General features: G+C 66.7%; 14 protein-coding genes and 1 tRNA gene. 11 read left to right on the forward strand and 4 right to left on the reverse strand.

The window, feature by feature from the left end; all coding sequences use genetic code 11:
- Nucleotides 1-145: 145 nt before the first annotated feature.
- Nucleotides 146-219 (reverse strand) — tRNA-Gln (locus K7G82_RS26530).
- A 178-nt stretch (nt 220-397) separates the two neighbouring features.
- Here K7G82_RS26530 and K7G82_RS26535 point away from each other — a divergent pair.
- Both K7G82_RS26535 and K7G82_RS26540 read left to right on the forward strand, forming a co-directional pair.
- Entirely contained in the window at nt 398-1,429 is a 1,032-nt protein-coding gene (locus K7G82_RS26535; RefSeq protein ID WP_246623891.1) for a Ppx/GppA phosphatase family protein, read from the forward strand.
- Entirely contained in the window at nt 1,426-2,091 is a 666-nt protein-coding gene (locus tag K7G82_RS26540) for an RlmE family RNA methyltransferase (RefSeq protein ID WP_222992977.1), read from the forward strand. The genes K7G82_RS26535 and K7G82_RS26540 overlap by 4 nt, the downstream gene beginning before the upstream one ends.
- Before the next feature lie 162 nt (nt 2,092-2,253).
- On the opposite strand, the gene K7G82_RS26545 is transcribed toward K7G82_RS26540, so the two are convergent.
- The 3 genes from K7G82_RS26545 to K7G82_RS26555 all read right to left on the reverse strand — a co-directional run bounded on the left by K7G82_RS26545 (nt 2,254) and on the right by K7G82_RS26555 (nt 7,174).
- Nucleotides 2,254-2,970 (reverse strand): DsbA family protein, encoded by a 717-nt coding sequence (locus K7G82_RS26545; protein WP_222992978.1) that lies wholly within the window; start codon nt 2,968-2,970, stop codon nt 2,254-2,256.
- Nucleotides 2,971-3,025: 55 nt separating this feature from the next.
- Nucleotides 3,026-4,396, reverse strand: a complete 1,371-nt coding sequence (locus tag K7G82_RS26550) for a M48 family metalloprotease (protein WP_222992979.1) — start codon at nt 4,394-4,396, stop codon at nt 3,026-3,028.
- Nucleotides 4,397-4,492: 96 nt separating this feature from the next.
- On the reverse strand, nt 4,493-7,174 hold the full coding sequence (locus K7G82_RS26555) for an Rne/Rng family ribonuclease (RefSeq protein WP_222992981.1): 2,682 nt from the start codon (nt 7,172-7,174) through the stop codon (nt 4,493-4,495).
- A 468-nt stretch (nt 7,175-7,642) separates the two neighbouring features.
- Between K7G82_RS26555 and K7G82_RS26560 the strand changes: the two genes are divergently transcribed.
- From K7G82_RS26560 to ileS, 9 genes are all read left to right on the forward strand, one after another.
- Nucleotides 7,643-8,893 carry an N-acetylmuramoyl-L-alanine amidase gene (locus K7G82_RS26560; RefSeq protein WP_425517313.1) on the forward strand — a complete coding sequence of 417 codons (1,251 nt, stop codon included), beginning with the start codon at nt 7,643-7,645 and terminating at the stop codon, nt 8,891-8,893.
- Between the two features lie 102 nt (nt 8,894-8,995).
- Nucleotides 8,996-11,518, forward strand: a complete 2,523-nt coding sequence (locus K7G82_RS26565; RefSeq protein WP_222992983.1) for a penicillin-binding protein 1A — start codon at nt 8,996-8,998, stop codon at nt 11,516-11,518.
- Between the two features lie 56 nt (nt 11,519-11,574).
- Nucleotides 11,575-12,702 (forward strand): peptide chain release factor 2, encoded by a 1,128-nt coding sequence (gene prfB, locus K7G82_RS26570; RefSeq protein WP_222992985.1) that lies wholly within the window; start codon nt 11,575-11,577, stop codon nt 12,700-12,702.
- A 23-nt stretch (nt 12,703-12,725) separates the two neighbouring features.
- Nucleotides 12,726-13,379 (forward strand): class I SAM-dependent methyltransferase, encoded by a 654-nt coding sequence (locus K7G82_RS26575; RefSeq protein WP_222993074.1) that lies wholly within the window; start codon nt 12,726-12,728, stop codon nt 13,377-13,379.
- An 87-nt stretch (nt 13,380-13,466) separates the two neighbouring features.
- Nucleotides 13,467-14,261 (forward strand): thymidylate synthase, encoded by a 795-nt coding sequence (locus tag K7G82_RS26580; RefSeq protein WP_222992987.1) that lies wholly within the window; start codon nt 13,467-13,469, stop codon nt 14,259-14,261.
- Between the two features lie 47 nt (nt 14,262-14,308).
- Nucleotides 14,309-14,797, forward strand: a complete 489-nt coding sequence (locus tag K7G82_RS26585) for a dihydrofolate reductase (protein WP_222992989.1) — start codon at nt 14,309-14,311, stop codon at nt 14,795-14,797.
- Complete coding sequence (locus K7G82_RS26590) at nt 14,794-15,972, forward strand: dipeptidase (protein WP_222992992.1); 1,179 nt, start codon at nt 14,794-14,796, stop codon at nt 15,970-15,972. The genes K7G82_RS26585 and K7G82_RS26590 overlap by 4 nt, the downstream gene beginning before the upstream one ends.
- A 219-nt stretch (nt 15,973-16,191) precedes the next feature.
- The gene (locus tag K7G82_RS26595) at nt 16,192-17,115 is read left to right on the forward strand and encodes a bifunctional riboflavin kinase/FAD synthetase (protein WP_222993076.1); all 924 of its coding nucleotides are present in this window, start codon (nt 16,192-16,194) and stop codon (nt 17,113-17,115) included.
- Between the two features lie 49 nt (nt 17,116-17,164).
- Nucleotides 17,165-20,041, forward strand: coding sequence for an isoleucine--tRNA ligase (gene ileS, locus K7G82_RS26600; RefSeq protein WP_222992994.1), 2,877 nt, complete (start codon nt 17,165-17,167; stop codon nt 20,039-20,041).
- The last annotated feature ends 11 nt before the right edge of the window (nt 20,042-20,052 follow it).

Genomic DNA, 20,052 nt, shown 5'->3' on the forward strand with positions numbered 1-20,052 from the left:
CGGTTATTCGCCGTCAAACCTAGACGAAAAACCCTGGCCGTCAAAGCGGGATGGACGCGCTTTCGCGGCGAATCCGGCCACGGGCCTCGCCCGCGCGCCGATCGGGCGCCTCGGCGGATTCTTCAGCGCTTCGGGAAGGTATGTTTGGATGCCCCGCGAGGATTCGAACCTCGATTGACGGAGTCAGAGTCCGTAGTCTTACCTTTAGACGACGGGGCAACGAGGCGCGCGAAATAGGCGGGGGGTGCGCCCGGGTCAAGGGGCTTCGTGCACCATCCGTCAGATGCCCGCCTTGCGGTTCGCGCGAGCAGTCCCTAGTCTGTCATTCAAGTACCGGGCGGTATTCCCGTTTTCCGGAGAACATAAGAGTGATTTGACGGCCATGGTGGAGCGTTCCATGCCATTGCCGCACCAGCCCGCCCCGCATGCGGGCCCTGCGGCCTCCAGGCGTACCGCGTCCGCGCGGTGGCCACATCGGCGCGCATATGCCGCGCTGGATCTCGGCACCAACAATTGCCGGCTGCTGATCGCCAAGCCCGAAGGCGACGGCTTCGTGGTGATCGACGCCTTCTCGCGAATCGTGCGGCTGGGCGAAGGCCTGGCGGCGACCGGACGGCTGAGCGAGGCCGCGATCGACCGCGCGATCGCCGCGCTCACCATCTGTGCCGACAAATTGCGCCGCCGCCACGTCACGCTCGCGCGCTCGGTCGCGACCGAGGCGTGCCGCCAGGCGGTGAACGGGCAGGCATTCATCGACCGTGTCTATCGCGAAACCGGCATCGCGCTCGACATCATCAGCGCCGAGGAGGAAGCGCGGCTGGCCGTCATGGGCTGCCACGCGCTGCTCGAACCCGGCGACGGCCCGGCGCTGATCTTCGATATCGGCGGCGGATCGACCGAGCTTGTGCTGATCGACACGCGCGAGGGCCATCCCCACATCCGCGACTGGCTGAGCGCGCCCTGGGGCGTCGTCTCCTTGACCGAGAGCGAACCCGTCGCCGAAGACAGCGACGCTGCCCGGCTCGACGCCTATGCCCGCATGAAGCGCCGCGTGAGCGACAGCTTCGCGCGCTTCGCGGAACGGCTGCCGCTGGGCGAGATGGAAGGCATCCGCCTGCTCGGCACCAGCGGCACCGTCACCACGCTCGCCAGCCTGCACCTGGGGCTGACATCCTATGATCGCAGCGCGATCGACGGGCTGATCGTGCCCGCGCAGGCGATGCAGCAGATCAGCACCAGCCTGTCGCGCATGTCGATCGAGGAACGGCAGCGGCAGCCCTGTATCGGCGTCGAGCGCGCCGATCTGGTGGTGGCGGGCTGCGCGATACTGGAGGCAATCATCGATATCTGGCCAGCCGAACGCCTGGGCGTCGCCGATCGCGGCATCCGCGAGGGCATATTGCGCCTGCTGATGGCCCGCGACAAATGAGCCGGGGCGGATCGGGCGGACGCCAGCGGGTACGCACCTCCAAGGGGCGCACCGCGCAATCGACGCGCTGGCTGGAACGCCAGCTCAACGACCCCTATGTGAAGCGCGCGCGCGCCGAGGGCTATCGCAGCCGGGCGGCTTACAAGCTGCTCGAACTCGACGAGAAATTCGCACTGCTGCGCGGCGCGAAGCGCATCCTGGATCTCGGCATCGCGCCGGGCGGCTGGAGCCAAGTCGCGCGCAAGGCGACGCCGCGCGCGGCGATCGTCGGCATCGACCTGCTACCCACCGACCCCATCGACGGCGTGACCATCTTCCAGATGGATTTCATGCACGACGACGCGCCCGCGCGGTTGCAGGAGGCGCTGGGCGGCGGCGCGGACCTGATATTGTCGGACATGGCGGCGAACACCGTCGGCCATCCGCAGACCGATCATCTGCGCACCATGGGACTGGTCGAGGCGGCGGTCGATTTCGCGATCCAGATCCTGGAACCCGGCGGCGCCTTTGTCGCCAAGGTCTTCGCCGGCGGCACCGATCGCGAGCTGCTGACGATCCTCAAGCAGAATTTCGCGACGGTGAAGCACGCGAAACCACCGGCGAGCCGCAAGGACTCGTCGGAATGGTATGTGATCGCGCAAGGCTTCAAGGGACGCGATTAAGGGGCTCGAAACCCCGCCCTTCCATGTCACCCCCGCGAACGCGGCGATCCGGCTTTTCCATGAAGCATCAGAAAACCAACAAGGATCCGCCCTCCCGCATTCGCGGGGATGACAGATGCAGGCAATGACGCGAGGTCCCGTCGCTCCACGGGACTCAAACGCTCACCCCTTCTTGCGCGCCTCGGCGATCGCCTTCTTCAGCGTGTCGTAACCGACCGCGCCGTTCAGGATCTGGTCGCCCACCACCCAGCTCGGCGTGCCGCTGAAGCGCAGGTCGCGCGCGAGCTGGACATTGCCCTCGATCTCGCGGCTGGCCTCGGGCGAGGTCTGCACCTTCGCGGCGGCGGAGATATCGATGCCGACCTCCTTCTGGACGCGCTCGATCGTCTGCGGCGTCGGACGGCCGGCGGCGTAGAGCGCGTCGTGGAACGCCTTGAACTTGCCCTGTGCCGCGGCGGCCAGGCTCGCGCGCGCGGCGAGCTCGCTGGTCTCGCTCAGGATCGGCAGTTCGCGGAAGACGACCTTGAGCTGCTTGTCTTCCTTCAGCAGCCGTTCGATATCCGGCAGGCTCGCCCGGCAATAGCCGCAGGCATAGTCGAAGAAGATGGTGAGCGTGGCATCGCCGCGCTCATTGCCCGCCCATGCGCTTGCGAAGGGGGTTTCGATCCGGCTGCGATTCGTATCGACGACCTTGCTGATCTCCCGCTGCTGGAGCTTCTCCATCGCCTCCGGGATGATCTCCGGATGCGCGAGGATATAGTCGCGCACCACCGCCTCGATCTTCGCGCGTTCCGCGTCCCCCACCTGCGGCGCGCCGAGCACGCCGGTGGCGAGCGCGGTGCCGGCGGCGCCCGCGAGAAAAGCGGCGATGCCGATCATTATGGTCGTTCTCCTGGATATGGTCTTCGTCATCTCATCACTCGATTCGCTGGCGTCAGCGTTTTTTCTTCTTCGACATGGCGGCTTCGGACACCATCGCGATATCCTGCGCACGCAGCCAGTCCGGCGTGCCTTCCTTGATACCCTGCATCGCCTGCCGCGCATTGGGAAGCGCCAGTTCGGGGCGGTTCTGCAGATTATAGCGTTCGGCCGTGGCGAGCTGCGCGCGCGGAATGTCGCCTTCGCGCTCATAGACCACGCCAAGCTGATACCAGGCGAAGGGATTGTCGTTGTCGCGGGTCACCGCCGCCTTCAGCACGCTGCGCGCCTCGTCGAAATTCCTGGGATCCTCGGTCGCGATCAGCGCATGGCCGAACAGTGCGGCGATCAGCGGCTGCGCGCGCGTCGCCTGCACGGCCTCGCGCAAGGGCGGAATGGCGGCGGCCGGCTGCCCCGATTCGAGCAGGATCTGCCCCTTGAGTTCCAGATAATAGGGATCGTGCGGCGCCTTGGTCAGCAGCGCGTCCACCTCCGTCATCGCCTTGTCCGGATAAGCGGATTTGTGCCAGGCATAGGCGCGCGCATAGCGTGCCGCGTCCGTCTTGTTGGTCTCGGGATATTCTCGCAGCGTCTGCGCCGAATCCCATGCAAAGCCCCGCAGCTTGGCCTTGATCCGCTGGAAACGCGCCTCCAGCCCGGGATCGGTGGGTTTGTTCCAGGCCGGCGACGCCTGATATTGATGCTCCAGCACGGACAGGCGTTCGCTGGTCAGCGGGTGGGTGCGGCCATAGCTGTCGTCCTGCGGGATATTCAGGCGATATTCGAGATTCTGGATGCGCTTGAAGAAGGCGATCGAGCCCTTGCCGCTGATGCCGGCGGCGGCGAGATATTTGACGCCCGCGGCATCCGCGCTCACTTCCTGGGTACGGGTGAAGGCGAGGAACTTGCCGAGTGCCGCCTGCTGGCCGGCCATCATGATGCCCATGCCTGCATCGCCAGCCCCCGCCGCGACCGCGGCGAGGCCCGCCAGCAGGCTCAGCAGCGTGATGCCCGTCGCCTGCTTCATCCCCTCGGACGAGCGGATGATATGTCCGCCGGTGATGTGGCCAAGCTCGTGCGCGATCACGCCCTGCACTTCATTGGCGTTGTCCGCCTGCATGATCGTGCCGGAATTCATGTAGACGATCTGCCCGCCCGCCACGAAGGCGTTGATGCTGGGATCGCCGACCATCACGACGGTGACGTTCTTGGGTTCCAGCCCGGCCGCCCGGATCAGCGGCTCGGACATCTCGTGAAGGACCGCTTCGGTTTCGGCGTCGCGCAGAATCGACTGCGCCATCGCCGGCTGGACGATCAGGATCGCGGAGACGAGAAACGCCAGCGCCGCGCGCAGGGCGGCGCCGGGGGAACGAAACGGTCTGGCCATGGCCACCCGTTCCTTGCCCCCGGCGGCTGAACCCCTGCTGAAGACGCGCCCTGGCCTCACGGCCTCAGCGCGTCCGCATGCGCTCCGCGGCCCGGATCACTCCTGGCCGCCGAACGTCCGCTGCCACCAGCCGCGCCGGGGCGTATCGCCCGCGTCGTTCGCGGCAAGCGGCTGATCGGCATCGGCCGGGACGGCATCGGCGGTCACCGCCTCGACCGCCGTCGCCTCGGCCGCGACAGCGGCCTTTTTGCGCGTGCGCTTGGGCTTTGCCGGCGCCGCTTCCTCGGCAGGAGCCTCGGCGACCGGCTCGGGCTCGGGTGCGGGTGCCTCGGGCTCAACGAGCTCGGCGGCCTTCGCCTTGGGCGCTGCCTTCTTGCGGGTACGCTTCGGCTTCTCGGCCGGCGCCTCGACAGGAGCGGGCTCGACGGCCGCTTCCTCAGCGACCGGCGCTTCGACGACGGGTTCGGCCTGAACCTCGGCCTTCTTGCGACGGGTGCGCTTCGGCTTCTCGGCCGGCGCCTCCGCGACGGGTTCGGGAGCGACCTCATCGACGGCCTGGACCTCAGCGATCTCGACCTCGGCCTCGATTTCCTCGGCCTGTGCCTCGGCATCACCGCCGTCGATCGCCGCGCCACCTTCACGACGGCGCTTGCCGCCACGACGACCGCGACGGCCGCGACGGCGCTTGCCGCCCTCGTCCGATCCGTCATCGCTTTCGGCGGTGACATCGGCATCGACATCGGCGTCCTGCGCGTCCTGATCGCGCTCACCCGCTTCGTCCGCTTCGTCGGACTCGCCCTGATGTTCGCCGGCATCCGCCTCGCGATCGCGGCCCTCGCCTTCCTCGTCACGGCGGCCGCGACGGCCACGGCGGCGGCGGCGGCGGCGGCCGCCTTCACGATCGCCACGCTCCTCGCGGCTCTCACGCCGTTCCTCGGCCTCGGCTTCCTCTTCCTCGTCGATCTCGTCCTCGATCGGCAGATCGTCGTCCTCGTCCTCGATCACCACCGGCGCGAAGCGCGGCGCGTGCTCGGGCGGCGGGCCGCTGGCCTCGACGCTCATGCGCGCGCCTTCCGCCTCGCCATCGGGCAGCACGTCGATCGTCACGCCATAGCGATCCTCGATCTCGGCGAGTTCGGCGCGCTTGCGGTTGAGCACGTAGACGGCGGCTTCCTGGCTGGCGCGGAGCGTCAGCTTGCTGCCGCGGCCGCGCGCGGCCTCGTCTTCCAGCATGCGCAGTGCGGAGAGGCCCGCCGACGACGCGGTGCGGACCAGGCCGGTGCCTTCGCAATGCGGGCACTGGCGCGTCGATGCCTCCAGCACGCCGGTGCGCAGGCGCTGGCGGCTCATCTCCATCAGCCCGAACGAGCTGATCCGGCCGACCTGGATGCGCGCGCGATCGTTCGCGAGCGCGGCCTTCATCGCCTTCTCGACCTTACGGATGTTGGAGTTGTTCTCCATGTCGATGAAATCGATCACGACCAGGCCGGCCATGTCGCGCAGGCGGAGCTGGCGGGCGATCTCGTGCGCCGCTTCCAGATTGGTCGCGACGGCGGTCTGCTCGATGCCATGCTCGCGCGTCGAGCGGCCCGAGTTGATGTCGATCGAAACGAGCGCCTCGGTCGGGTTGATGACCAGATAGCCGCCCGATTTGAGCTGCACCGTCGGATGGTACATCGCGGCGAGCTGATCCTCGACGCCGTTGCGCTGGAACAGCGGCACCGCGTCCGAATAGGGTTTCACCCGCCGGGCATGGCTGGGCATCAGCAGCTTCATGAAGTCCTTCGCGGCGCGGTACCCTTCCTCGCCCTCGATGATCACTTCCTCGATATCGCGATTGTAGATGTCGCGAATCGCGCGCTTGATCAGGTCGCTGTCGCCATAGACGAGCGCGGGCGCCGTCGATTGCAGCGTCTTTTCGCGAATCTCGTCCCACAGGCGCGCGAGATAGTCGAAGTCGCGCTTGATCTCGGTCTTGGTGCGCTGAAGGCCCGCGGTGCGCACGATGCACCCCATGGTCGACGGCAGCTTGAGCTCCGCCATGATCGTCTTCAGGCGCTTACGATCCCCGGCATTGGAGATCTTCCGGCTGATGCCGCCGCCATGCGACGTGTTGGGCATCAGCACGCAATAGCGGCCGGCGAGGCTCAGATAGGTGGTCAGCGCCGCGCCCTTGTTGCCGCGCTCTTCCTTCACGACCTGGACGAGCAGCACCTGGCGGCGCCGGATCACGTCCTGGATCTTGTAGCGGCGGCGCAGGTTCATGCGCTTCTGGCGAAGCGATTCCACCGCGCCGTCGTCTATGGCCTTGCCACGGCGGCGCGGACGCGCCTCGCCTTCGCTTTCGCTATCGGCGGCTTCGCCGTCGCCCTCGTCGCCATGGTCGATCGCCTCGACGACCTCGACGCCAGAGCCATCCTCGCCCTCGCCGTCATAATCGTCGTCATATTCCTCGGCCTGGGCGGCGCGCAGCGCCTCTTCCTCGGCGGCGTGCTCGGCCTCCTCGCGAAGCAGCGCCTCGCGATCTTCCTTCGGAATCTGATAATAGTCCGGATGGATCTCGCTGAACGCGAGGAACCCGTGGCGATTGCCGCCATAATCGACGAACGCCGCCTGAAGCGACGGTTCGACGCGTGTCACCTTGGCGAGATAGATATTCCCCTTGAGCTGCTTGTGCTCGGCGGATTCGAAATCAAACTCCTCGATTCGGTGTCCCTTGACGACGGCCACGCGGGTTTCCTCCCGGTGGCGCGCGTCGATCAGCATGCGCGTTGTCATTGAAAAATCTCCGGGCGCGCCATGTGCGGTCCCGCTCGGGCCGCGGCGCGCCAAATAATGTGGATGCCGGTCGGTCTGTCGCGGGCATCCGGGTTGATGTGATGAAATTATGTGCCTCTGCTGCGTCGACACGTCCGGCCAGTCGGACCGGAACCCCCCACAGCGGCAACGCATCGCCGATCCTTTCGGCGAAATGCGGAGCAGGGGAGAAATGCCTCATGCAGCGTCAACCTGTTAATATCGCCCCTTCGAGCGACATGCGTAAGCCAGCGGGGAACCTGTCCCGCATCCGGCGACACTTCGCTAGCACCCGCGCTCCCCCGGAGCAACAAAAAGCAAGTTCGCCGCCGGACACCTCCTGCCCCATCAATGACTAACAGCCCGTTAATCATATTCTTTCACCGTCATTTGAGGCGTTTTTCCTAGGTCTGCGAACAGGTGTGGACCAAGGGTGGAAACCAGTTGCGTATATCGAGGGTATGGACCGGCCCCAGGCCGAGCTGGCACAATGGCGTCATGACCGCCGCGCTTTTCCTGTTCGCAGCCCTGTTCGCGCCAACGGCGGAGGCCGCGCGCGTGCAGAGCATCGCGGTCGATGGCGACGCGGTGGTGCTGAGTTTCGACGAAGCGATCGAGCGGGCATCGACCTTCGCGCTCGACGGCCCGCGCCGCCTGGCGGTGGACATTCCGGGCGTGGAGCCGGGCTCCGTTTCCACGGCGGGCGGCCCGATCGATCAGGTGCGCCAGGGCCGTCAGAATGGCGACACCGCGCGCATCGTCCTCGACCTCGCCAGCCCGACGCTGATCTCCGACGCGCGATTCGGCTCGGACGGGCGCACGCTCACCCTGTCGCTCAAATCCGTGGAACAGTCCGAATTCACGCGCGCCGCGCGCGCCGGACGCAGCCGCTGGGAAGTCGAGGGCACGCAGCTCGCCATGAACACGCCGCCGAAGCGGCGCTATTCGGTCACCATCCCGCTCGATCCGCCCAAGCGCCTGTCGCTGCCGCGCATCCAGGGGCCGGACGGACGACCGCTGGTGGTGATCGACGCCGGCCATGGCGGTCATGATCCCGGCGCGATCTCTCCGCACGGCGGCGCGCGCGAAAAGGACGCGACGCTCGCCATCGCCCGCGCCATCCGCGACGAACTGGTCTCGTCCGGCCGCGTCCGCGTCGCGCTGACGCGCGAGGACGATCGCTTCATCGTGCTCAACCAGCGCTACGAGATCGCACGGCGGCTGAACGCGGACCTGTTCATCTCGATCCATGCCGACAGCGCGGGCAACGAGCAGGCGACCGGCGCCACCGTCTATACGCTGTCCGAGGTCGCGTCCGACCGCGAGGCGGCGCGGCTGGCGGCGCGCGAGAACAAGGCGGACATCCTGAACGGCGTCAACCTGGGTGGCGCGACGAGTGACGTCAGCTCGATCCTGATCGACCTGACCCAGCGCGAGACGATGAACATCTCGTCGAAATTCGCGACGCTGCTGAAACGCGAGGCGGCCCCGCTCGTCCCCTTCCGCAGCGACTATCACCGCTTCGCCTCGCTGATCGTGCTCAAGGCGCCCGACGTTCCCTCGGTGCTGTTCGAAACCGGCTATCTCAGCAACGAAGCCGATATGAAGTTCCTGTTCTCCAGCGACGGTCGCAAGCGCATCGCGACGGGCGCCGCGCGCGCGATCGAGACGCATTTCGCCCGTCAACTGGCGTCGCGCTGACCGATCGGAGTCACGTTTCCGCCGTCGAATTGCCTATCGCTGCGCCGAATTGCGCGCAGCCCGGCTGGCATAGCGGCGAATCTTTGCTAGAGCCGGTCAGGCATGACCGAGGCCTCGGACCAGAATTTCAGCTATCGACTCCGGCGTGAGGCGAGCGGCGCATGGGCATTGCTCGCGCGCTGGCGCCGCAAGCGCTGGGTGCAGTGGCTGCTCGCCTTCGCGCTGCTGGCGCTGCTCGGCTGGCTGCTGATCTGGCTGATCTTCGCGCGCAACCTGCCCTCGGCCGAAACGCTGCTGACCTATGAACCGCCGCTGCCGACCAATGTCCGCGCGATCGACGGCACGCCGGTGCACAGCTATGCCCGCGAACGCCGCGTCCAGCTTTCCTACGCCGAATATCCGCCGTTGCTTGTCCGCGCCTTCCTGGCGGCGGAGGATCGCACCTTCTTCGAGCATGGCGGCCTGGATTATCCCGGCATCGTCGCGGCGATCATCAACAACATCACCAGCGACGGACGGCCCGTCGGCGCCTCCACGATCACCCAGCAGGTCGCCAAGAACCTGCTGCTGACCAACGAACTCAGCTATGTCCGCAAGGTGAAGGAAGCGATCCTCGCCAAGCGCATCGAATCGGTGCTGACCAAGCAGCAGATCATGGAACTCTACCTGAACCAGATCGCGCTGGGACGGCAGAGCTTCGGCGTGCAGGCCGCGGCGCGCGCCTATTTCGACAAGGATGTGGAAGCGCTGACGCTGCCCGAAATGGCGTTCCTGGCGATCCTGCCCAAGGCGCCCTCCACCTATAGCCGCGATACCGCCAAGGCGACCACGCGCCGCAATTTCGTGCTCTCCGAAATGAAGCGCAACGGCTTCATCACCGAGGGACAGATGCTCGCCGCGCAGGCCGCGCCCCTGGGCATCCGCCCCAATATCGGGGCGCGTTACGAATATGTCGGCGGCTATTACATGGAAGAGGTCCGCCGCCAGCTCATCGACAAATATGGCGAGAACGCCGATGGCGGCCGCAACCCCTACAGCGTCTATGGCGGCGGCCTGTGGGTGCGCACGTCGTTCAATCCCGCCTATCAGGAATATACCCAGGACGCGCTGCGCGCCGGGCTGATCCGCTATGACGGCGGGCGCGGCTGGCACGGCCCGATCGACAAGATCGAGGTGGGCGATCGCTGGCGGACCAATCTGGCGCTGCGCAATATCGGCGTCGACTACAAGGATTGGCGGATCGCCGTCATCATCTCCAAATCGGCCGCCGCCGCCGAAATCGGCTTTTCGGACGGCGCGACGGGCACGCTGCCCGCGGGCTTCGCGTCGATGCCCAGGCGCGGCACCGCCGAAACCGCCTTTTCGGTGATGAACCCGGGCGACCTGATCGCGGTCGCGCCCGAAGGCAATGTCTGGGGCCTGCGCAACATCCCCGAAGTCTCGGGCGGCATGGTGGTCGAGGATCCGCACACCGGCCGCGTCCTCGCGATGCAGGGCGGTTTCGACGCGCGGCTGCAAAGCTATAATCGCGCGACACAGGCCGAGCGCCAGCCCGGATCGACCTTCAAGCCGATCGCGTATGCCGCCGCGCTCGATTCGGGCATGACGCCGGCATCGATCATCGTCGACGGCCCCTTCTGCGTCTATCAGGGCGCGCGGCTGGGCCAGAAATGCTTCCGCAACTTCGGCGGCAGCGCCGGCGCCGGCCCGCAGACGATGCGCTGGGGCATCGAACAGTCGCGCAACCTGATGACCGTCCGCGCCGCCAGCCAGACGGGCATGGACAAGGTGGTGAAGATGGCGGCCGCGCTGGGCGTCAGCCTGCCCGGCAAGGCGTATCCGCAGGTGCTGGCCGTAGCGCTCGGCGCCGGCGACACCACTGTGCTGCGCCTGACCAACGCCTATTCGATCCTCGCCAACAACGGCAAGGCGCTGACCCCCACGCTGATCGACTATGTGCAGGATCGCCACGGCAAGGCGATCTACCGCGCCGACACGCGCCCCTGCGAGGGTTGCAGCGCCAAGGACTGGGACGGCAAGGCGATGCCGCGCCCGCCCGCGCGGACCAAGCTCGCCATGGATCCGATGACGGCGTTCCAGATGGTCCATATCCTGGAAGGCGTGATCCAGCGCGGCACCGCGACCACGCTGCGCGAGCTCAACCGCCCGATCTTCGGCAAGACCGGCACGACCAGCGGCCCGACCAATGTCTGGTTCGTCGGCGGCTCCGCCGATGTCGTCGCCGGCGTCTATATGGGCTTCGACCAGCCCCGCTCGATGGGCGGCCATGCCCAGGGCGGCACGATGGCGGCGCCGATCTTCAAGGCGTTCGCGCAAAAGGCGTTCAAGGACATGGCGGTCGTGCCCTTCCGCGCGCCGCCGGGCATCCGCATGGTGCGGATCGACCGGCGCTCGGGCCGCAAGGTGTTCGGCGCATGGCCGTCGGGCGACGATCCGAAGCCTGCGGTGATCTGGGAAGCGTTCAAGCCCGAAAGCGAGCCGCGCCGGTCGATCCGCCGCGACGAGATCGCCAAGGACAAGAAGAAGGATCCCGCCACCGCCGGAGCCGCCGCCCGGCCACGCAACGACAGCGAGTTCTTGCAAAGGCAGGACGGGATTTACTAACCCACGGCGTCATTCCGGTGCAGCCGGAAGGTATCGCAAGTCATTGGAGTTTCGAAATGCGCGCCGAAGCGCAGGCACATGCCGACAAGATCAACGACGCGCTCGCGCTTCTCCGCCGTTTTCTGGACTGGGATCGCGCGCTGCGCCGACTCGACGAGCTGAACGCGCGCGTCGAGGACCCGACGCTTTGGGATGACCCCAAGGCGGCGCAGGACGTGATGCGCGAACGCCGCCGGCTCGACGAGGCGATCACCGCGACGCGCGCGATCGAAACCGAACTCAGCGACACCATCGAACTGATGGAAATGGCCGAGGCCGAAGGCGACAGCGCGCTTGTCGACGAAGGCGTCGTCGGCCTGGCCGCCCTTTCGGCGCGCGCCGACGAGGACAAGATCAAGGCGCTGCTGGCGGGCGAAGCCGACGCCAACGACGCCTATCTGGAGGTCCATGCGGGCGCAGGCGGCACCGAAAGCCAGGATTGGGCGGAGATGCTGCAGCGCATGTATCAGCGCTGGGCCGAAAAGCGCGGCTTCAAGGTCGATCTGGTCGAATATCAGGCCGGCGAACAGGCCGGGATCAAGTCCGCGACGCTGCAGATCAAGGGCGAGAACGCCTATGGCTATGCCAAGACCGAGAGCGGCGTGCACCGGCTGGTGCGGATAAGCCCCTATGATTCGTCGGCGCGGCGCCACACCAGCTTCTCGTCGGTCTGGGTCTATCCGGTGATCGACGACAATATCGAGATCGAGCTCAACGAGGGCGACATCAAGATGGACACCTATCGCGCATCGGGCGCGGGTGGCCAGCACGTCAACACCACCGATTCGGCGGTGCGCCTCACCCACATCCCGACGGGCATCATCGTCGCCAGCCAGAACGACCGTTCGCAGCACAAGAACCGCGCGACCGCGATGAACATGCTGCGCGCGCGCCTGTACGAGGCCGAGTTGCAGAAGCGCGAGGCCGCCGCCAGCGGCGAATATGCGGCGAAGACCGAGATCGGCTGGGGCCATCAGATCCGTTCCTATGTGCTCCAGCCCTATCAGCTGGTGAAGGACCTGCGCACCGGCGTCACCTCGACCGCGCCCGACGACGTGCTCGACGGCGCGCTCGATCCGTTCATGGCGGCGGCGCTGTCGCAACGCGTGACCGGCGAGACGGTGGACGTGGAGGATGTGGATTGAGGCGGGCTCTGCCGCTTTTCCTGATGCTTGCCGCGTGCAAGCCGAGCGAGCAGACGCCCGAATTCCCGGCGGCTGATCGTCCGGTCGCGCCGATCACCGCCAGCCGCTTCTCGACCGAGGAAGCGCGCGACCGCGTCAACGAATCGGGTACGGTGATGGACCTGGCCGGCATAAAGCCGGGCATGACCGTCGCCGATATCGGCGCGGGCGAAGGCTATTACACGATTCGCCTGGCGCAGCGCGTCGGCGAAAAGGGCCGGGTGCTGGCCGAGGATATCGTGCCGCAGGTGCGCGATGCGCTGGCCGAGCGCGTGACGCGCGAGCGGCTCGACAATGTCAGCGTGCGCCTGGGCGAACCGGCCGATCCGAAGCTGCCCGAACATAGTTTCGACCGGATCTTCATGGTCCATATGTATCACGAGATCGAGCAGCCCTATGAGTTCCTGTGGCGGATGCGTCCGTCGCTGAGCAAGGGCGGGCGCGTGATCGTGGTCGATGCAGAGCGCCCGACGCCCAATCACGGCACGCCGATCGCACTGCTGACCTGCGAGTTCGCGGCGGTCGGCTACAAGCTCGTCGAAAAGACGCCGCTTCCGGCCGTGGACGGCTATATCGCGCAGTTCGAGGCATCGGGCGAACGCCCGCAACCCGAGACGATCACGGCCTGCAAGGGTTGAGCCGCGGGGCCTGATACGCCCGAACCGTCGATGGATGTCGCAGGGGGCTTGGCGAGGCGGTGATCGCCCGTCATAAGTCTGGCGACCATGCAGGCCTATCTCGACCTCCTCCGCCGAATCCTCGACGAAGGCACCCGGCAGGACGACCGCACCGGTACGGGCACGCTTGCCGTGTTCGGCCACCAGATGCGTTTCGATCTTTCGCGCGGCTTCCCGCTGCTCACCACCAAGAAGCTGCATCTGCGCTCGATCATCTACGAACTGCTCTGGTTCCTGAAGGGCGACACCAATGTCCGCTGGCTGCAGGAGAATCGGGTCAGCATCTGGGACGAATGGGCCGACGAGAATGGCGATCTCGGCCCCGTCTATGGCAAGCAGTGGCGCGACTGGGAAAGCGCCGACGGCCGCCATATCGACCAGATCAAGGCGCTGATCGACCAGATCAACGCCAATCCGGGTTCACGACGCCAGATCGTGACGGCGTGGAATCCGGGCGAGGTCGATCGCATGGCGCTGGCGCCCTGCCATTGCCTGTTCCAGACCCAGGTGGCGGACGGACGGCTGAACCTGCAGCTCTACCAGCGCAGCGCCGACGTGTTCCTGGGTGTGCCCTTCAACATCGCCAGCTATGCCCTGCTCACCCATATGCTCGCCGACCAGTGCGGGCTGAAGCCCGGCACCTTCGTCTGGACGGGCGGCGACACGCATCTCTATCTCAACCATCTCGATCAGGCGCGCGAACAGCTCGCCCGCGATCCCCGCCCCCTGCCCGCGCTGCATATCCTGCGCACGCCGGAGACGATCGACGCCTATGAATATGAGGATTTCGAGATCGTCGGCTATGAGCCGCATCCCCACATCAAGGCGCCGGTGGCGGTCTAGCCGATGCCGAACCCCCTTTTTCCCGCGCCGTCAGGGCCTGTAGCCGCGTGACCGCCCATCCCGAGATCATCCTGATCCTCGCCCGCGCCGACAATGGCGTGATCGGCCGTGACGGCGCCCTGCCCTGGCACCTGCCCGCCGATCTTCGCCGCTTCAAGTCGCTGACCGTCGGCGCGCCGATGATCATGGGGCGCAAGACGTTCGACAGCCTGCCCGGCATCCTGCCCGATCGTCGGCATATCGTGCTGACCCGCGATCCGGACTGGCAGGAGGACGGAGCCGAGCGCGCGGGCACCGTCGACGAGGCGCTGAAGCTCGCCAACGCGCCGCATGTCTCGGTGATCGGCGGCGCGGAGATCTATCGGCTGCTGCTGCCGCGCGCCGATCGCATCGAGCTGACCGAAGTCCATATCGATGCGCAGGGGGACGCGATGATCGATTATCCCGGTCCGGAATGGCGCGAACTGCGCCGCGAACGCCATGAGGCCGAAGGCGGCCGTCCCGCATACAGCTTCGTCACCCTGGTCCGCGCATGATCCGCCGGATCGGCATCGGGGCCGCGGTCCTGCTCGTCATCGCCGCGATCGGGCTGTTCGGCGTGGCGCCCGGCATGCTCGAGCGCAGCATGAACAAGCTGGTTCCCGGCCCGCTGCCGACGGTGGAGCCGCATACCGCCTCGCTCCACAAATCGCTCCAGATCGCGGACCTTCACGCCGACACGCTGATGTGGAAGCGCAGCCTGACCGACACGAGCAAGCAGGGCCAGGTCGACCTCGCCCGGCTGGAAGCGGGGAACGTCGCGCTTCAGGTCTTCTCGTCGGTCACCAAATCGCCAAAGAACCAGAATTACGACGCGAACGGCGCCGATACCGACAATATCACGATGCTGACCATCGCCCAGCTCCAGCCGCCGCGCACCTGGACGTCGTTGCTCCAGCGCTCGCTGTGGCACGCGCAGAAGCTGCGCGAGGCCGAACGGAAGACCGGCGGGCGGCTGCGCATCGTCCGCACCGGCGCCGACGTCACCCGCCTGCTTGCCGACCGTCGCGCCGGCGGCCCCGTCACCGGGGCGCTGCTGTCGATCGAGGGCCTTCAGAATCTGGAGGGCAAGGCGGAGAATCTCGACACGCTCTACAAGGCCGGCTTCCGCATGGCCGGGCTCGCCCATTTCTTCGACAATGAGCTCGCCGGATCGATGCATGGCCTGAAAAAGGGCGGGCTCACCCCGCTCGGCCGGCAGGTGGTGGGCATGATGGAAGCGCGCGGCATGGTGGTCGACATCGCGCATGCCAGCCATGCCTCCGTCGCCGAGATCCTGGCGATGGCGAAGCGGCCGGTGGTCTCCAGCCATGGCGGCGTGCAGGCGACCTGCAAGGTCAACCGCAATCTGACCGATGACGAGATTCGTGGCGTCGCGCGCACCGGCGGGGTGATCGGCATCGGCTATTGGGATGCCGCGATCTGCGACACCAGCGCTCAGGCGGTCGCGAAGGCGATCGCGCATGTCCGCGATCTCGTCGGCATCGAGCATGTCGGCCTGGGCAGCGATTTCGACGGCGCGGTCACCACGCGCTGGGATACTAGCCAGCTTTCCGCGATCACCCAGGCGCTCGTCGATCGCGGCTTCACCGATGATGAGATCCGCGCGGTGATGGGCGGCAACGTGCTGCGGTTGCTGGCGCAGGGCCTCACGCCGCTTCCGGCACAATAGCCGACGATCCGCCCCAAACCCGTTTGCGTCGAGCCTGTCGAGACGCGACCGTCGAGAAGCGCGCGATATTGATCGCCTTCTCGACTCCGGTTCTCGACAAGCTCGAACCTGCGCTCGAAGCAAACGGTGGGACGCCCCCCTCCGCGCCTGACTCCGCAGAATGGTCCTGCTCCCGGCAAACCATTGATACCCGCCACACTGCCCGCTACAGGCCGGGTGATGGAGCGGCTTTCGGGTGAGCGGCCCGTTCCCGAGCAATTTCGCGGGGGCGTGATCGCGCTGGGCAATTTCGACGGTTTCCACCTCGGCCACCAGGCCGTGGTCGGGCGTGCTGTCGCGCGTGCGCGGGCCGAGGGCCGGCCGGTGCTTGTCGCCACCTTCGATCCGCATCCCGTTCGCTTCTTCCGGCCCGATGCCGCGCCCTTTCGGCTGACCACGCTCGACCAGCGCGAACGGCTGTTCGCGGCGGCGGGCGCGGACGCGATGCTGGTCTTCGCGTTCGACGCCGCGTTGGCCGCGAAGAGCGCCGAGGAATTCGCGGCGATCCTGGTCGAGGATGCCGGCGCCGCCGCGGTGGTGACCGGGCAGGACTTCACTTTCGGCAAGAACCGCAGCGGCGATGTGAGCAAGCTCGCCGAGCTTGGCGCCGCGCTGGGCATGATCGCGGAAACCGTGGGGCCGGTGGGCCTGGACGACGCGCCGGTCTCGTCGAGCCGGATTCGCGAGGCGCTCCAGGCCGGGGATTGCGCCACGGCCGCGCGGCTGCTGACGCGCCCCTTCGCGATCGAAGGCGTGGTGATCGACGGCGACAAGCTTGGCCGCACCATCGGCTACCCCACCGCCAATATCGCGCTCGGCCCCTATCTGCGGCCGCGCTACGGCATCTACGCGGTGCGCGGCCGCCTGCCCGACGGGCGCGTGCTGGACGGCGTGGCGAATCTGGGCATCCGCCCCACCTTCGATCCGCCCAAGGAACTGCTCGAACCCTATTTCTTCGATTTCAACGAAAGCCTGTACGGGCAGATGATCGAAGTCGAACTGATCCGGTTCATGCGCGACGAGATGAAGTTCGACGGGCTGGAGCCGCTGATCGCGCAGATCGAGCGCGACTGCGCGGCCGCCCGCGAAATCCTGACCAGATAGGTTCTGGAGGATTTTCTTTGTGCCGCGCTTCGGCTAGGCACCGCGCCGTATGACCGAAAAACCCGACTATCGCGACACCGTCTTCCTGCCGAAGACCGATTTCCCCATGAAGGCCGGACTGGCCCAGAAGGAACCGGCGATTCAGGCGCGTTGGGAGAAGATCGACCTCTACGGCAAGCTGCGCGCCCAGCGCGCCGGCAGCGAGCGCTTCATCCTGCATGACGGCCCGCCCTACGCCAATGGCGACATCCATATGGGCCATGCGATGAACAAGGTGCTGAAGGACATCGTCGTCCGCAGCCAGTCGCTGCTGGGCAAGGATGCGCCCTATGTTCCGGGTTGGGATTGCCACGGCCTTCCGATCGAATGGAAGATCGAGGAAGAATATCGCAAGAAGAAGCTGAACAAGGACGAGGTTCCCCCGGCCGAATTCCGCGCCGAATGCCGCGCCTATGCCGAAAAATGGGTCGCGGTGCAGCGCGGGCAGTTCGAACGGCTGGGCGTCATGGGCGACTGGGACGATCCCTATCTGACCATGAAGTTCGAGGCCGAGGCCGCGATCGTCGGCGAACTGCTCAAATTCGCCGAGACCGGACAGCTTTATCGCGGCGCCAAGCCCGTGATGTGGTCGCCCGTAGAGAAGACCGCGCTCGCCGAGGCCGAGGTGGAATATGAAGACGTGGTCTCGACGCAGATCGATGTTGCCTTCGAGATTGTCGAAAGCGCGATCCCCGAACTGATCGGCGTGCAGGCCGTCGTCTGGACGACGACTCCCTGGACGATCCCGGTCAACCAGGCGCTGAGCTTTGGGGCGGAGATCCAGTACGGCGTCTACACGGCGCCGGAGTCCGGGGCGCGGTTCCTGATCGCCGAGGAACTGGCGGAAACCTTCCAGACGCGGACGGGCCTGACGCTCGCCGCCACGACGCGGATCAAGGGCGCCGATCTCGCTGGCACCATCGCGCGCCATCCGATGCATCATCTCGGCGGCTTCTTCGCCAAGCCCCGCCCCTTCCTGGCGGGCGATTTCGTCACCACCGACGCGGGCACCGGCCTCGTCCATATGTCGCCCGATCATGGCGAGGACGATTTCCTGCTCTGCAAGGAAAACGGCATCGATCCGGTCTTCGCGGTCGACGACGCCGGCATGTACCGGCCCGACTGGCTGTGGCTGGGCGGCCAGGGCAGCGTGATCAACAAGAAGTTCGTCGCATCGGACGGCCCGATCTGCACTGATCTGCGCGCGGCCGGCGCGCTGCTCGCCGCGTCCGACGACTTTTCGCATAGCTATCCGCATAGCTGGCGGTCCAAGGCGAAGATCATCTTCCGCTGCACGCCGCAATGGTTCATCCCGATGGATCGGCCGAGTTCCCCTCTCCCCTTCAGGGGAGAGGGCCAGGGTGTGGGGGAGTCGACACCCGTCGTGGAGCTGGACGTTCCCCACCCCAACCCCTCCCCTGAAGGGGAGGGGCTTGTTCTGGGCCATGCCCAGGGCAATGGCGCGACGCTGCGCCAGATCGCGCTCGATGCGATCGCGCACACGCGCTGGGTGCCGGAAAAGTCGCGCAACCGCATCAACGCGATGGTCGAGGGGCGCCCGGATTGGGTAATCAGCCGCCAGCGCGCCTGGGGCGTGCCGATCGCGCTGTATGTCCATCGCCAGACCGGCGAATATCTGGTCGACACGCGGGTCAACGCCCGCATCGTCGAGGCGTTCATCGCCGGCGGCGCCGATGCCTGGTATCAGGCGGACCATCAGGCCCTGCTCGGCCCCGATTATGATCTCGCCAATTACGAGGTCATCACCGACATTCTCGACGTCTGGTTCGACAGCGGCTCGACGCACGCCTTCGTGGTCGAGCAACGCTATGGCGAGGGCGTTCGCGCCAACCTGTATGTCGAGGGATCGGACCAGCATCGCGGCTGGTTCCAGTCTTCGCTGCTCGAATCGAGCGGCACGCGTGGCCGCGCGCCCTATGACGCGGTGCTGACGCACGGCTTCGCGCTCGACGGCCAGGGCAAGAAGATGTCCAAGTCGCTTGGTAACGTCGTCGATCCGCTCAAGATCATCGGCGAGAGCGGCGCGGACATCCTGCGCATGTGGGTCGCATCTGTCGATTATTTCGAGGATGTCCGCATCGGCAAGGAGATCCTGGCCGGCACGTCGGACGCGTATCGCAAGCTCCGCAACAGCTTCCGCTACCTGCTCGGCGCGCTCGACGGCTTCACCGAGGCGGAGGCGGTTCCGGTCGCCGAGATGCCCGAGCTCGAACGCTATGCGCTGCACCTGCTCGCGACGCTCGACGCCGATCTGCGCGCCGCCACCGACGGCTTCGAGTTCAACCGCTATATCCGCGCGCTGACCGATTTCGCCAATGAGGACCTGTCGGCCTTCTTCTTCGATATCCGCAAGGACTGCCTCTATTGCGACGCGCCGTCTGATCCGAAGCGGCGCGCCTATCGCACCGTGCTCGACAGGCTGTTTCATGCGCTGGTGCGCTATGCGGCGCCGATCATCCCCTTCACCGCCGAGGAAGTCTGGCAGAGCCGCTTCCCCGACGAGGACGGATCGGTGCACATGCTCGTCTGGCCGGAGGTCGATGCCGGCTGGGCCGATCCGGCGCTGGGCGCCAAATGGCAATCGGTGCGCGCGCGCCGCGAAAGCGTGACCGAGGCGATCGAACCGCTGCGCCGCGACAAGGTCGTCCGCTCCAGCCTGGAGGCCGAAGTGATCGTTCCCGATCTCGCGGGCCTCTCGGCCGAGGATTTCGCGGAGATCTGCATCGTCGCCAGCGCCACCGCCGGTGACGCGGTTTCGGTCGAGCGCACCGAAAAGGCGAAGTGCGGGCGCTGCTGGCGGCACCTGCCCGAGGTCACCGAGGACGGCGATCTGTGCGGGCGCTGCGAAACGGTGGTGAATGGCTGATCCCTGTGGCG

It is taken from the genome of Sphingomonas colocasiae (assembly GCF_019880585.1).
GTDB lineage: Bacteria > Pseudomonadota > Alphaproteobacteria > Sphingomonadales > Sphingomonadaceae > Sphingobium_A > Sphingobium_A colocasiae.